This is a genomic window from Rhodococcus cercidiphylli (assembly GCF_033042225.1).
In the GTDB taxonomy this organism is placed as follows: domain Bacteria; phylum Actinomycetota; class Actinomycetes; order Mycobacteriales; family Mycobacteriaceae; genus Rhodococcoides.
This window is the reverse complement of the sequence record NZ_JAWLKE010000013.1, coordinates 1-13,180: the sequence shown is the minus strand read 5'-3', so window position 1 is coordinate 13,180 and position 13,180 is coordinate 1. Positions and strand designations below refer to the sequence as shown.

Below are 13,180 nucleotides of genomic sequence, written 5' to 3'. Positions count from 1 at the left end.
AGGCTCCACTCCTGCAGGTTTCTAGAGCCGCTACTCCACGACCTCTTCGACCTCGATGGTCTCTTCGGGGCGTGCCATTTCCTTGCGGTACTGCCAGATGCCGAGTCCGGTTCCGACGACCAGCAGCACGACCATGCCGATGAGGACGGCGGGCATCAGCCATGGGATGCCGTCGATGAACGAGCCGAAGTAGAACCCGATCAGCAACAGCACCGGAGCCCAGATGATGGCACCGAGCGTGCTGGCGATCGTGTACTTGCGGTGATCCATCTTCGCGGCACCGGCGACGAGTGGGCACAGGGTGCGCACCCAGGGGATCCATCGCGCGACCAGCACCGCCCAGAATCCGTGCTTCTCGAGCAGGAGATTGACCTTGTGCAGGTTCTTGGTGTTGAGGTATTTGCCGTTCTTGCGGGCCACCAGCGTCGAGCCTGTGCGGTGACCGATCGAGTACCCCACCTGGTTGCCGGCGATGGCGGCGACCATCGCTCCGAGCGACAGCGCCCAGATGTGACCGGTGCCCGACGCGTGGGTTGCCATCACGATTCCTGCCGTGATCAGCATCGAATCTCCCGGCAGGAACAATCCGATGATCACCGCGCATTCGATGAAGACGAAAGTCATGACGATGATCCACACGACGAGGGGGCCTGCTGTCTCCAGCGGACCGAAACTGCCGACGGTCTGTACGGAGACGGTCGGAAGCGCAGTGGTAATCGACGACATGGACTCGATCACTTTCGGAAGATCTCGATCAGGACTTGGTGTCCGGGGCGTCTGCCTCGATCATGTCGGTGGCCTCCCCGAGCGGAGTCTTGCGGGCCTTGATCATGCGCTTGCCGACCTCGATGACGATGGGCAGTACGGAGACGGCGACGATGATCAGGAAGATGATGTCGACGTGGTCGCGGATGAACGCGATCTGCCCGAGCAGGTAACCGAGGGTGGTCACACCCGCGCCCCAGAGCACGCCGCCGACGACGTTGTAGGTGAGAAACAGTGAGTACTTCATGTGCGACGCACCCGCGACGACCGGTGCGAACGTACGCACGATCGGCACGAAGCGCGCCAGGATGATGGTGATCGGACCGTGCTTCTCGAAGAATATGTGCGATTCGTCGATGTACTTCTTCTTGAAGAAGCGCGAATCGTTGCTCTTGAAGAGGGCTGCGCCGCCCTTCGTGCCGATCAGATAGCCGACCTGATCACCGAGGATTGCCGCAATCGGAATCAGGATCACCAGAGTCCAGATGGACGCGAACGGCTCGATCTCGGTGGACTTCGACGCTGCGATCAAGCCGGCCGTGAAGAGGAGCGAATCGCCTGGGAGCAGCGGAAATAGCAGCCCGGACTCGATGAACACGACCAGCAGCAGCCCGATCAGCACCCAGTGACCGAAGGAGTTGAGCAGGTTCACGGGGTCGAGAAATCCAGGTAACAACGCCAGATTGGTCGTCACCGATTCCGAGGCAGCTAGAAGACTCACCGCGCCCACACTACCGGCCTGAACCGGGAAGTCCCTCCGTAGTTGGTGTCGCCCGGCTGTGAACACGCTGCCCTGTTCGATCTCCCGCGTAATGACGTCAGCGATGCGGGTACGCACGACACCGGGCTCGGAGGTTGCCATACTGCACAGGACACAACCGAACTTTTCAATGGAGGAATGACGCCGTGCCTATCGCAACTCCCGAGGTCTACGCCGAGATGCTGGGCCGGGCGAAGGAACACAAGTTCGCCTTTCCGGCAATCAACTGTGTGGGTTCCGAGTCCATCAACGCCGCCATCAAGGGCTTCGCCGACGCGGGTAGCGACGGCATCATCCAGTTCTCGACCGGTGGAGCCGAGTTCGGCTCGGGACTGGGCATCAAGGACATGGTCGTCGGCGCTGTGGCGCTCGCCGAGTTCGCGCACGTGATCGCCGCCAAGTACGACGTCACCATCGCTCTGCACACCGACCACTGCCCCAAGGACAAGCTGGACACCTACGTTCGGCCGCTCATCGCGATCTCGCAGGAGCGCGTCGACGCAGGCAAGAACCCGCTGTTCCAGTCGCACATGTGGGACGGCTCGGCCATCCCGATCGACGAGAACCTCGAGATCGCCAAGGACCTGCTCGCCCGCGCGGCGGCAGCGAACATCATTCTCGAGGTCGAGATCGGTGTCGTCGGCGGCGAGGAAGACGGCGTCGAGGCGGAGATCAACGACAAGCTCTACACCTCCAACGAGGACTTCCTCAAGACCGTCGAGGCCCTCGGCGCAGGCGACGCGGGCTCGCGCTACCTGCTGGCGGCGACGTTCGGCAACGTGCACGGTGTCTACAAGCCGGGCAACGTCAAGCTCAAGCCGTCGGTGCTGGCGGACGGCCAGAAGGTCGCGTCGGAGAAGCTGGGCCTGGCATCGGGTTCCAAGCCGTTCGACTTCGTCTTCCACGGCGGATCGGGATCGGCGAAGAGCGAGATCGAAGAGGCTCTCGAGTACGGCGTGGTGAAGATGAACGTCGACACCGACACCCAGTACGCGTTCAGCCGTCCCATCGCCGGACACTTCTTCTCCAACTACGACGGCGTTCTGAAGATCGACGGCGAGGTCGGCAACAAGAAGGCCTACGACCCGCGCAGCTACCTCAAGAAGGCAGAGGCCGGGATGACCGCCCGCGTCGTCGAGGCCTGCAACGACCTCAAGTCCGCCGGTCGCAGCGTATCCGCAGGCTGAGCGGGCAAGCCCGCAGGTGCGCGGAAACTCGTAGCAGGCTACGAGTTTCCGCGCACATGCAGCGTCAGCTGCACACCTTCCACTGATCGCCCTCGAGGCGCAGGTCGAAGGTGCGCGGCGATCGATCGTTCGGGTTGGCCTCGGTGTGCGCGATGACCTGGGCGATCGCGGTGGTGTCGTCGCCGACCTGGATGGCGTCGATGCTGTCGAGGGTCGGGATGTTGCCCTGCTCGGCCGAGACGCGGTGGACATCGGCGAACTCCGCGTCCGGGATGTCTCGGTAGAACGTCGCGAGGTCACCGCACGAGGTGCTGCGCAGCGTGGCGAGGTCGCCGTCGGCCAATGCGCGGGTGAACGACTCGACGGTCGTTCTGATCCGGGCCTCCGGGGAGTCGTCGACGCTCGTGCGGTCGATCAGCAGATACGCACCGGCGGCGACTGCCGCGACCACGACAACTACAGCCACCAGCGCCGCCCACCACTTCTTCCGACTCGGTTTGCCGGGTTCGGTCGGCGGGGGTCCGACGCGCTGGGGACCGACCTGCTTAGGTCTCGGTTGCTGCGGCTCGATCTTCCTGGGTCCGACCGGCTGCGGCACGGCGGCTGGTGATTTCTTCTCTGCCGCAACATCTTTCGCTGGAGCGCCGGACGGGTTTCGCGGCGGGATACGGCGCGGGGCTGCAGTCGGCTTCGCGACCGGCTTCGCCTCCGCTGCCGGTTCCTCGGCTGGGGCAGTGACGATCTTCTCGGTCGGAGGGTCGGCGGGCTCGTCGACCTGCTTCTTCTTGCCCAGATCGATCTTCTCGGTGGCTACGTCGGCCTCGGAGGGCGCCTTCTTCTTCTCGTCCGGCATGCGTTCTCCCTCGTTCACCGAATTCAGCCGAGAACTCGGAGGTTCTCGATTTCGTCAGCTGGCAGCCTATCGACCGGGTGTGCCGCTCGCCGCGAGCGCCACCGGGGGTGTTCGGACACGATTCGGTGACGTAAGGGCACAATGAGCGCCATGACTTCTTTCGGTGATCTGCTCGGACCCCAACCCACACTGTTGCCCGGAGACGACGAGGCCGAATCCGCGCTGCTGAACCACGAAGCACCCGAGGCAGTCGCGGCGGCGCATCCGACGGCGTCCATCGCGTGGGCCTACCTGGCCGAGGCCGCCCTCGAGTCCGGTGCCACCATCACGGCGTACGCCTATGCTCGTACCGGTTACCACCGAGGTCTGGACCAGTTGCGTCGTAACGGATGGAAGGGATTCGGGCCGGTCCCGTACAGCCATGAGCCCAACCGAGGATTCCTCCGATGCGTCGCAGTCCTCGCCAAAGCGGCCCGCGACATCAACGAGCACGACGAGTACGCCCGCTGCCTCGACCTCCTCGAAGACTGTGACCCCAAGGCAGCAGAAGCGCTCGGCCTGGGCTGACAGGGCCCGCGCCAGCCGGGTGCGCGGCCGAACCCGAGTGAAATCGGGCAGCGCTCGGCTGAAGTTGTCGCTGCTGCCCATCATTCAGTGCGCGTTGGCGGCAGGTGTGGCGTGGTTCGTCGCGACGGACATCGTCGGTCACGAGAGCCCGTTCTTCGCGCCGATCGCCGCTGTCGTCTCACTGGGCGTCTCGCTCGGTGCGCGGGTGCGCCGATCGGCCGAGCTCGTCGTCGGAGTGACGGTGGGCATCGGCATCGGAGATCTGCTGATCTCACTGATCGGCAGCGGGCCGTGGCAGATCGCTCTTGTCGTGGTGTTGGCGATGTCGGCTGCGGTGTTCCTCGACGGCGGCCCGATCATCGCGATGCAGGCCGGATCGTCCGCCGTGCTGGTCGCGACACTCATTCCACCCGGCAACATGGGTGGCCCCAACCGCATGGTCGACGCGTTGGTCGGTGGCCTGGTAGGCATCGCGATCGTGGCGCTGATCCCGACGCATCCGGTGTGGCGGGCCCGTAAGGATGCGGCGAGCGTGTTGGCGACGGCTGCGAGCGTGTTGCAGAAGGTGGCCGACGGTTTGGTGGCCAACGACCCCAAACCGATCGAGGAGGCGTTGCGCAAGGCGCGTGCGACGCAGTCCGGTATCGATGCTCTGCGGACCGACCTCAAGGGCGGCCGGGAGATCGCGCGAATCTCTCCGATGTATTGGAATCACCGCAATCGTCTTGCGGCGCTCGCGGCCACGGCCGATCCCATCGACAACGCCGTCCGCAATATCCGGGTGCTCGCGCGCCGGTCGCTGACTTTGGTGCGCGACGACGAGATTCTCGATCCGCGCGTCGTCGACGAGGTGGAGAAGTTGGCGCATGCGGTGGAGGTGTTGCGGCAGATGATCCTCGCCGATCCGGGACAGAAGCCCGACGCGGCAGAAGCGGCGCGAGTGTTGAGGTCGGTTGCGGCTGGCGCCAAGCCGGAGTTGATCTCGAACGCCGGTCTGTCGGCGACGGTGGTGTTGGCGCAGTTGCGATCGATCATCGTCGACTTGCTGCAGGTCGCCGGGCTCAAGCGTATTTCTGCCTTGGCGACACTTCCACCGACGGTGGACCATCCGCACGTCCCGCCGGAGTTGTGACCGAAGCACACCATTGCATATATGCGTATGTACGCATATGGTGACTTCCGGAAGTCGACATCGGTCACCAGGGGGAGTCATGGGCGCGGGTCACGGGCACAGCCACGGCGTGGGCGGTCACTCGCCTGCAGGTGCGGGGCCGCCCAGGTCTCGGGTGCGCAAGATGATCATCGCGCTGGCAATCCTGGTGGTGTTTCTCGTCGTCGAGGCAACCGTGGCCTTGGCTATCGGGTCGCTCGGCCTGCTCGCCGACGCCGGCCACATGCTCACCGATGTGCTCGGCATGTCCATGGGTCTGATCGCGTTGATGCTCGCTCGCAAGGGAAGTGCCGCAGCGGCAAGAACATTCGGCTGGCATCGGGCAGAAGTGTTGACCGCCATCGCGAATGCCGTTCTGTTGCTCGGTGTTGCGGCATTCATCATGTACGAGGCGATTTCACGCATCGGCGATGCTCCTGAAATTCCCGGCGTACCACTGATTCTCACCGCGACGGCCGGTCTCGCGGCCAACATTGTCGTGATGCTGCTCATTCGCGGCGACGCCAAGGATTCCCTGGCCGTCCGCGGTGCGTACATGGAGGTTCTGGCCGATGCGGTCGGTAGCGTCGGCGTGCTCGTGGCCGGCGTGCTGATGGTCGTGTTCGGGTGGACGTGGGCGGACATCGTCGTCGGCGTCCTGATCTCGCTGTGGGTCATTCCGCGTGCGATCAAGCTCGCCGGGTCGGCGCTGCGCATCCTCACCCAGGCGAGCCCGGCAAATGTCGACGTCGACGCGCTGACCGGAGACCTGCGCGCGCTACCGGGCGTGACGGGAGTGCACGACCTGCACGTGTGGACACTCACCACCGGAATGGATGTGGCCACGGTGCACCTCGAATGTGAGGGGTCGTCGTCGATGGTGCTCGATCGTGCCAAGTCGCTGCTGTCCGGCTACGGCCTCGACCACGCCACGGTGCAGGTCGAACCCGCTGCGCACGGCCGAACCTGCAAGGAAGAGCTCACCTGGTGACGGTGTGTACGTCGGAGCCGGGACGCCACACGTCGATCTGCATGTGATCGTCCACCAGTGAGGTCAGTACGACCTCGGTGATGTCGAGATCGAACACGTGGTACGGCACCAGCTCGCCCGGCGCGGCGTCGAATATCGGTTGCAGCGCAGCAGGATCGGTGATTTCGACGGCACGCCCGCCGATCTTCGCGTCCCCGCCCTCCATCGAGTGGTGACCCGGATTGCTGTGCAGCGCGAACCGTCCGTCGCGCTGCAGATCTCGTGCTTTGACGGCTCCGAGCATCGAGCCGAGGCGCAGTACGCCGCTGTCGTCGAACTCGACCTCGGTTCCGCTGACGCGCGGTGAGCCGTCCACCCGGAGCGTCGCGAGTACATGGTGCTTGTGGGCGGTGAATCTGGCGCGCACCGCCGATGCCAGGCTCGGTGCTGCCGTCGAGAAGTCGTTCCACGTCGTCATGGGGAAATTATGCGACCGAGCACCGACACAATTGGGAAAGTCTGCACAGAACCTGCCTGAATCGACGGAATCCCGTCGATCGCGCTCGATACCGTGCAATTCTTCCCGCTGCTCCCGGATGAACCAGCCGTCACAGCCAGAATCGCATCAGGTAGTTGCCGTTGCCTGCGAAGAACTCGGGAACACCGGACAGCCCGAACAGGGTGTAGATCGCACCGAAGAATACGGAGTTGACTGCGGGCACGAACAGCAACGCGACGAGCACGAGGATTCCGTAGCCCTTGAACTGGTTGAGCGATGCACGGGTGGCGGGCGAGAGCGAGGGCTCCAGTGCGGCGTAGCCGTCGAGTCCGGGTACCGGAATCAGGTTGAGGATCGTGGCCATGATCTGCAGGAACGCCAGGAAGCTGAGCCCGTACCAGAAGGCCTGATGAGTGCCGTCGGTGCCGAACATGCGAATGACGATCAGGAGTGCTACGGCGACAACGGCATTGGCGAAGGGGCCGGCGAGGGCGATGCGCCGCTGCGTGGACGCCGAGAACTGGCCGGTCCGCAGGTACACGGCCCCGCCCGGAAGTCCGATTCCGCCGATCGCGATGAACACCACCGGCAGGACGATCGAGAGCAGCGGGTGGGTGTACTTCAGCGGGTTGAGCGTCAGATAGCCGCGGAGTTCGACCTCTCGGTCGCCGGCGCGGAATGCGGTGAATGCGTGACCGAATTCGTGCAGGCACACCGAGGCGATCCAGCCGGCCAATACCAGAACGAACACTCCGAGGCGCGCGGTGAACGACGTGACGTCCTCGGCCGTCCACGCGAGTGCGCCGCCCACTCCCGCGATTGCGAGAACGGCAACGAACACCGGGCTCGGCAGAACGGGACTGCGGCGCAGCGGAACGGTCATCGGACCAGTAGCCACTCTTCGTGGTGACGATAGAACGTAGACCGCTTCACCGTTCTGTCGCCGGCGATGCCGTCGCGCATCAGGTCTGCGGCGGGGGAGCCGAGCTGCATCGCCCGTCCGCTCACCCAGCGGCGAGGCAGAAATCGTCGACGGCTGATCACTCGCGCGCGCAGCCCCGGCAGTTCCGGGGTCGGTGCCACCTCGACGCCGGGTACGACTCCGGAGAACAACCGAGTGTCGTCGACGTACGCCTCGCCCTCGAGTTCCGTGCCGCCGGCACCACCGAGGAGCGCCCGACCGACAACGGCCTTGCCTGCGTCGTCGCGAATGAGGGGTGTGCTCGACGCCTTGCCCGTCATTGCCACCTTTGCGGCACGGGATCCGGTTCCGAGCTTGTAGATGTGGGCGGCGTCGGTTGCGGTCTCCGGTACGAACGCGACTTCGACGTGCAGACGATCGGTGCGCATCAATCGGGTCAGTACGGCTGCCAGGGACGCGTCGCTGCCCAGGACGATGATGCGGGGGGCCGGTGCGGATTCGATGTCGGAGAAGATCGCGCTGCAGTCGTCGTCTGTCGGTACTGCATCGGCGGTGCGCAGTGGGACGTCGGTCAGCGTGATCGGCAACGGCGGATTTCCGCAGTGCAGAACGAACGGTGTCACGGCGCTCCTAGATCTTCGTCGAACCCTCGAACGACCATAGTGCCCTCGTTTCGGCTCCACCGTAGCGGCATGCGGGCCAGCTCACCGCCTCGGCTAGACTGTTCCCCCGGCCACTGTCGCGCCTGCGGCAAATGGTGACGGCTGCGTTCGATCGAGCAGTATTTGCAGCGCGTCCTCGCACGAAAGCAACGTAGGAGAGCACATGCCGGCGATAGTCCTGATCGGCGCCCAGTGGGGCGACGAGGGCAAAGGCAAAGCCACCGACCTGTTCGGCGAACGCCTTCAGTGGGTCGTTCGCTACCAGGGCGGCAACAACGCCGGTCACACCGTCGTCCTTCCGAACGGCGACAAGTTCGCGTTGCACCTGATCCCGTCGGGAATTCTCACGCCCGGCGTGAAGAACGTCATCGGCAACGGCGTCGTCGTGGACCCGGGTGTGCTGCTCACCGAACTCGAAGGCCTCGAGAAGCGTGACGTCGATACCACGAACCTGCTGCTCAGTGCCGATGCGCACCTGATCATGCCGTACCACGTCGCCATCGACAAGGTGACCGAACGCTTCCTCGGTGCCAAGAAGATCGGAACCACCGGCCGCGGTATCGGGCCCTGCTATCAGGACAAGATCGCTCGCGTCGGCGTCCGCGCAGCCGATGTGCTCGACGAGAAGATCCTGACCCAAAAGGTCGAGGCCGCACTGGAATTCAAGAACCAGGTGCTCTCGAAGATCTACAACCGGCGGGCGCTGGACTCACAGCAGGTGGTCGACGAGGTGCTCGAGCAGGCCGAGGGCTTCAAGCACCGCATCACCGACACCAGGTTGCAGCTGAACCTCGCACTAGAGAGCGGCGAGACCATCTTGCTCGAGGGGTCGCAGGGCACCCTGCTCGACGTCGACCACGGCACCTATCCTTACGTCACGTCCTCGAACCCGACTGCGGGCGGCGCATCGGTCGGTTCCGGCATCGGCCCCAACAAGATCGGGACCGTCCTCGGCATCCTGAAGGCGTACACGACGCGTGTCGGCTCGGGACCGTTCCCGACGGAGTTGTTCGACAATTACGGTGAGTACTTGGCCAAGCAGGGCGGCGAGGTGGGCGTCACCACCGGGCGTGCTCGACGCACCGGCTGGTTCGACGCCGTCATCGCGCGATACGCCACCCGCGTCAACGGCATCACCGATTACTTCCTGACCAAGCTCGACGTGCTCTCCAGCCTGGACACGGTGCCCATCTGTGTCGCGTACGACGTCGACGGCGTCCGGCACGACGAAATGCCGATGACGCAGACCGGTTTCCATCACGCCAAGCCGATCTACGAAGAGATGCCCGGTTGGTGGGAAGACATCTCCGGTGCCCGCACGTTCGAGGAACTGCCGATCAACGCACAGAACTACGTGCTGCGTCTCGAAGAGCTCTCGGGTGCGTACATGTCGTGCATTGGAGTCGGGCCGGGTCGCGACGAAACCATCGTTCGCCGCGACATTCTGCGGTAATCGGACGATATGCCGTGAAAGCCCCGCACTTTTCGGAGTGCGGGGCTTTTTTGCTCCCATTCTCATGTCACCCGGTCTGCTTATGCGGCACATGGTGGCCGAATTGGGCCAATCTGAGCAAATTTCTATGTCGCAAGCGAGAATTCGAGGGATACTCAACGCTGTGTAAGTAAGGGAGGCGCTGATCATGTCTGCTCCGTACAACGGTCTCGAAGTATTCGCCTATCAATTCGATCGGTTTGCTTACGAACATTCTTGGATCGGTGAGCAGGTTGGGGAATTCATGCTCGGCCCGAGTGGCGGCGGCATGCTCGAGTATCGGCATGCAACGGTATTCGCGCTTCCAGAGGGCGGCGCGCACGAGGTGCACGGACCGATCCTGGAGTGGTACATGGCGCACGGCGGGCCGTACGGTGCCCTCGGCTACCCGATCAGCGACGAACGGCCGACACCGACAGGGTTCGGTCGGTACAGCTTGTTTCAGCGTGGGGCCTTGGGTTGGCTCCCGGACACCGGAGCATTCGTCATCGGTGGTAGGCCGGAAGGGGACGAGGTTTCACCAGGGCCGGATGCGAAAGCAGTGGCGTTGGAATCTGGTGCCGACGCAAGTTCGGCTTTTGCGTGAGTAATTGGACGCCCGGTTTCGAAGCTGGCTAACTTTATTCACTGTTGTTCGGTTTGAGGACCAGTGCGGATGATGCTGTCTGCATTCTTCTTCGTGAAAGAAACCCTGCAAATATCCTCCAAAAAATTTACCCATACATTTTCCAAGAACGTGTAACGCGACTGCCCTATGCTTCGACAACTGGTGCAGTGAATGCAATCGGCATTCACCACCACACCCTCAGAAAAGAGCCGGGGCATGTCCGAGAGCATTCAGAATTCAAACCGTAAGCGTAAGGTCCGCGCATTACTTGCAGGTGGTCTCGTTCTCGGTATCGGGGCGGCGGTGACTTTGGCCGCGTGGTCCGACAACGTGTTCGGCAATGCAGAGTTCGCTTCCGGCGACGAAGCGTGGAACCTTCAAGGAAACTTCGAGACGGGTGCCGCAGTGTGGGACGAGTACGACGTGTCCCCGGGCGGAGGTGTCAATGGCCATGTCGATGTCCCCGCTGGTGGCCAGGTAAAAGTCCCCACCCCGTGTTGATGTTTCCGGTTGTTCAGGGGCGGTCCTTTCGATGCTGTGCGTCTTTCATGCGGTAGGACTCGCCGTCGGTGACGACGATGGTGGCGTGGTGGAGAAGCCGATCGAGGATCGAGGCGGCGGTGGTGTGCTCGGGGAGGAACCGGCCCCATTGCTCGAACGGCCAGTGCGATCCGATCGCCAACGAGCGGCGTTCGTAGGCGCCGGCGACGAGGCGGAACAGCAACTGGGTGCCGGTGTCGTCGAGCGGGGCGAATCCCATCTCATCGATGATGATCAGGTCGACTCGTAGTAGGGATTCGATGATCTTCCCGACGGTGTTGTCGGCCAGACCTCGATACAGGGTTTCGACGAGGTCGGCGGCGGTGAAGTACCGGACCTTGTGACCGGCATGGACTGCGGCGACACCGAGCCCGATGAGGGTGTGCGATTTACCTGTCCCGGCGGGCCCGATTATCGCTAGATTCGATTGTGTCCGAACCCATTCCAGGCTCGTCAGGTAGTCGAAGGCTTTCGGTTGGATCGACGACGCCGCCACGTCGAACGCCTCCAATGTTTTCGTGACCGGGAACGCCGCTGCTTTGAGGCGGTTGACGATGTTCGAGGCATCGCGGGCGGCGAGCTCGGATTCGATGAGCGTGCGCAGCACTTCTTCGGGAGTCCACCGCTGTGTCTTCGCGGTCAGGAGCACTTCGGGTGCGGTCCGGCGGATTGCTGCGAGTTTGAGTCGCCGCAGTCCGGCATCGAGATCGGCTGCTAGTTCGGGAACCGATTGCGGTGCAGCAGTTCTCGGTGCAGCTGCCTTGTTCGATCCCGTTGCGGTCGTGGTTGTTTCGGTCATGAGGGCACCTGCTCGTCGCCGGCGGGCGGGCGGATCGCGTAGGCGTCGAGGGACCGGGTCGGCGCGATCGGTAGATCCAAAATCAGCGCATCCCCCGCTGAACGTGGTTGCGGTGCGCCCGCACCCGCGGCGAGGATCGACCGGACATCAGCGGCTCGGAATCGGCGGAACGCGACCGCTCGGGTCAACGCAGCAAGAAGTTTCTCGGTGCCGTGCGCAGCACCGAGTGCGAGGAGGATCTCGAGTTCGGAGGCGAGCCTGGTGTTGCCGATGGCTGCGGCACCGAGGAGGAATGCTTCCGCTACGGGTCCGAGTGCGCAGAACTGTTGTTCCACAGTCGTTCTCGGCCTGGGCCCACGACTCGGGGCGGGACGGGCGCCGTCGTAGTGCTCGTCGAGCACCGACGCCGTGCCGGGGTGGGCAAGGTCGTGTTCGGCGACGACTTCGCCGGTGGATGGATCAACTATCACCAGCCGGCCCTCGGCTTGGACGAGGGTGACCGTGAAGCCGATGAATCGGACGGGCACCGAGTAGCGTGCGGAGGCGAATCGGACGCACGAGAGCTTGTCGACCTTCCGGGTTACCGGCGGCGGTCCGATCTCCAACCGTAGAGATGGCAATGGCGACAACAGTTCTCGCTCCTCATCGAGCTTGTCGTCGGGGACCGCGCAGATCTCCGAGTGAATGCGGGAGTTGACTTCCGTGCACCACGCTCTCGCCGCGGCGTTGGCGACATGGACATCGACGGTGGTGCCGGCAACCGCCGCCTCGGTGAACAGCGGCACCGCAAGATCGCGTTGGGCGTAGCCGACGAGGTTCTCCACCACCCCTTTCGATTGTGGGTCGTTCGCGTGGCAGAAGTCGGGTGCGAACCCGTAATGAGCAGCGAAGCGGACGTAGTCCGGGGTGGGGATGACAACGTTCGCGACGACGCCGCCTTTGAGGCATGCCATGCGGTCGGCGAGTACTTTTGCTGGGACACCTCCGATCGCGGCCAAGGCTTCGGCGATCAATGCCATTGTGGTGGTTGCTTTCTCGTCGGTCGCGAAGGTGGCGAACCGCCACCGCGAGTACGCCATGACCGCGCAGAACAGGTGCAGTCCGCCCACTGTTGCCCAGTCGATGACGAGGTAGTCACCTGGTGCCCAGACTGCTGGGCGGCGGCCGCGGTGATGCTCGGTGCGCCAGCGTTTCTTCTCTTCTGCGACAAGGCGGCGGAAGTTGCGGTCCGACCCTTCGTAGCCGGCGGTGCGGGCGATCGGCAGGATTCGTTTGGCAGAGATTCGGCCCTGCGATTTCTCGACCCGCTCGGTGACCAGGTCGGTGACCGTGAATCACCCTAGGTTCTGTGCCGCCTCCAGTTGGGGCTGATCCTCGGTGGTGAGGTCAGCGTAGTGGAGTGTTTCG

14 protein-coding genes and 1 pseudogene are annotated in these 13,180 nt (G+C 63.8%); 7 read left to right on the top strand and 8 right to left on the bottom strand.

Features of this window, described 5'->3' with window-relative positions; genetic code table 11:
• Window positions 1-30: 30 nt before the first annotated feature.
• Both R3P95_RS24630 and R3P95_RS24625 read right to left on the bottom strand, forming a co-directional pair.
• Entirely contained in the window at window positions 31-726 is a 696-nt protein-coding gene (locus R3P95_RS24630; RefSeq protein WP_317549777.1) for a DedA family protein, read from the bottom strand.
• A gap of 28 nt (window positions 727-754) precedes the next feature.
• Complete coding sequence (locus tag R3P95_RS24625) at window positions 755-1,495, bottom strand: VTT domain-containing protein (protein ID WP_394855471.1); 741 nt, start codon at window positions 1,493-1,495, stop codon at window positions 755-757.
• A gap of 176 nt (window positions 1,496-1,671) precedes the next feature.
• Between R3P95_RS24625 and fbaA the strand changes: the two genes are divergently transcribed.
• Window positions 1,672-2,712 carry a class II fructose-bisphosphate aldolase gene (gene fbaA / locus R3P95_RS24620; RefSeq protein ID WP_317533919.1) on the top strand — a complete coding sequence of 347 codons (1,041 nt, stop codon included), beginning with the start codon at window positions 1,672-1,674 and terminating at the stop codon, window positions 2,710-2,712.
• Between the two features lie 64 nt (window positions 2,713-2,776).
• Here the strand turns inward: fbaA and R3P95_RS24615 are convergent, their stop codons facing one another.
• Window positions 2,777-3,565 (bottom strand): Rv0361 family membrane protein, encoded by a 789-nt coding sequence (locus R3P95_RS24615; protein WP_317549776.1) that lies wholly within the window; start codon window positions 3,563-3,565, stop codon window positions 2,777-2,779.
• Window positions 3,566-3,715: 150 nt separating this feature from the next.
• On the opposite strand from R3P95_RS24615, the gene R3P95_RS24610 reads away from it, so the two are divergent.
• The 3 genes from R3P95_RS24610 (at window position 3,716) to R3P95_RS24600 (ending at window position 6,273) form a co-directional block, all read left to right on the top strand.
• Window positions 3,716-4,132: a DUF3151 domain-containing protein gene (locus tag R3P95_RS24610; protein ID WP_068053907.1), complete on the top strand. Its 417-nt coding sequence runs from the start codon at window positions 3,716-3,718 to the stop codon at window positions 4,130-4,132.
• 37 nt (window positions 4,133-4,169) lie between these two features.
• Entirely contained in the window at window positions 4,170-5,264 is a 1,095-nt protein-coding gene (locus R3P95_RS24605) for an FUSC family protein (protein ID WP_094640956.1), read from the top strand.
• 79 nt (window positions 5,265-5,343) lie between these two features.
• Window positions 5,344-6,273 (top strand): cation diffusion facilitator family transporter, encoded by a 930-nt coding sequence (locus R3P95_RS24600; protein WP_149406514.1) that lies wholly within the window; start codon window positions 5,344-5,346, stop codon window positions 6,271-6,273.
• On the opposite strand, the gene R3P95_RS24595 is transcribed toward R3P95_RS24600, so the two are convergent.
• From R3P95_RS24595 to R3P95_RS24585, 3 genes are all read right to left on the bottom strand, one after another.
• The gene (locus R3P95_RS24595) at window positions 6,263-6,730 is read right to left on the bottom strand and encodes a pyridoxamine 5'-phosphate oxidase family protein (RefSeq protein ID WP_317549775.1); all 468 of its coding nucleotides are present in this window, start codon (window positions 6,728-6,730) and stop codon (window positions 6,263-6,265) included. The genes R3P95_RS24600 and R3P95_RS24595 overlap by 11 nt on opposite strands.
• A gap of 130 nt (window positions 6,731-6,860) precedes the next feature.
• Entirely contained in the window at window positions 6,861-7,634 is a 774-nt protein-coding gene (locus tag R3P95_RS24590; RefSeq protein WP_269596851.1) for a site-2 protease family protein, read from the bottom strand.
• Window positions 7,631-8,296: a hypothetical protein gene (locus R3P95_RS24585; RefSeq protein ID WP_269596852.1), complete on the bottom strand. Its 666-nt coding sequence runs from the start codon at window positions 8,294-8,296 to the stop codon at window positions 7,631-7,633. The genes R3P95_RS24590 and R3P95_RS24585 overlap by 4 nt, the downstream gene beginning before the upstream one ends.
• 202 nt (window positions 8,297-8,498) lie before the next feature.
• Between R3P95_RS24585 and R3P95_RS24580 the strand changes: the two genes are divergently transcribed.
• From R3P95_RS24580 to R3P95_RS24570, 3 genes are all read left to right on the top strand, one after another.
• On the top strand, window positions 8,499-9,788 hold the full coding sequence (locus R3P95_RS24580; RefSeq protein WP_283347698.1) for an adenylosuccinate synthase: 1,290 nt from the start codon (window positions 8,499-8,501) through the stop codon (window positions 9,786-9,788).
• A 187-nt stretch (window positions 9,789-9,975) separates the two neighbouring features.
• On the top strand, window positions 9,976-10,413 hold the full coding sequence (locus tag R3P95_RS24575) for an LGFP repeat-containing protein (RefSeq protein WP_269596853.1): 438 nt from the start codon (window positions 9,976-9,978) through the stop codon (window positions 10,411-10,413).
• 237 nt (window positions 10,414-10,650) lie between these two features.
• Entirely contained in the window at window positions 10,651-10,935 is a 285-nt protein-coding gene (locus R3P95_RS24570; protein WP_317549773.1) for a SipW-dependent-type signal peptide-containing protein, read from the top strand.
• A gap of 13 nt (window positions 10,936-10,948) precedes the next feature.
• On the opposite strand, the gene istB is transcribed toward R3P95_RS24570, so the two are convergent.
• Window positions 10,949-11,773: an IS21-like element helper ATPase IstB gene (gene istB / locus R3P95_RS24565; RefSeq protein ID WP_317549772.1), complete on the bottom strand. Its 825-nt coding sequence runs from the start codon at window positions 11,771-11,773 to the stop codon at window positions 10,949-10,951.
• Window positions 11,770-13,098 (bottom strand): annotated as a pseudogene (gene istA / locus R3P95_RS24560) (IS21 family transposase); the annotation flags it as partial. The pseudogene istA and the gene istB, both read right to left, overlap by 4 nt.
• Window positions 13,099-13,180 lie beyond the last annotated feature (82 nt).

Excerpts from the sequence above, each read along its gene's own strand:
- R3P95_RS24630 (WP_317549777.1), bottom strand. The coding sequence starts at position 726 with ATGTCGTCGATTACCACTGCGCTTCCGACCGTCTCCGTACAGACCGTC.
- R3P95_RS24615 (WP_317549776.1), bottom strand. The coding sequence starts at position 3,565 with ATGCCGGACGAGAAGAAGAAGGCGCCCTCCGAGGCCGACGTAGCCACC.
- R3P95_RS24610 (WP_068053907.1), top strand. The coding sequence starts at position 3,716 with ATGACTTCTTTCGGTGATCTGCTCGGACCCCAACCCACACTGTTGCCC.
- R3P95_RS24600 (WP_149406514.1), top strand. The coding sequence starts at position 5,344 with ATGGGCGCGGGTCACGGGCACAGCCACGGCGTGGGCGGTCACTCGCCT.
- R3P95_RS24595 (WP_317549775.1), bottom strand. The coding sequence starts at position 6,730 with ATGACGACGTGGAACGACTTCTCGACGGCAGCACCGAGCCTGGCATCG.
- R3P95_RS24590 (WP_269596851.1), bottom strand. The coding sequence starts at position 7,634 with ATGACCGTTCCGCTGCGCCGCAGTCCCGTTCTGCCGAGCCCGGTGTTC.
- R3P95_RS24580 (WP_283347698.1), top strand. The coding sequence starts at position 8,499 with ATGCCGGCGATAGTCCTGATCGGCGCCCAGTGGGGCGACGAGGGCAAA.
- R3P95_RS24575 (WP_269596853.1), top strand. The coding sequence starts at position 9,976 with ATGTCTGCTCCGTACAACGGTCTCGAAGTATTCGCCTATCAATTCGAT.
- R3P95_RS24570 (WP_317549773.1), top strand. The coding sequence starts at position 10,651 with ATGTCCGAGAGCATTCAGAATTCAAACCGTAAGCGTAAGGTCCGCGCA.
- istB (WP_317549772.1), bottom strand. The coding sequence starts at position 11,773 with ATGACCGAAACAACCACGACCGCAACGGGATCGAACAAGGCAGCTGCA.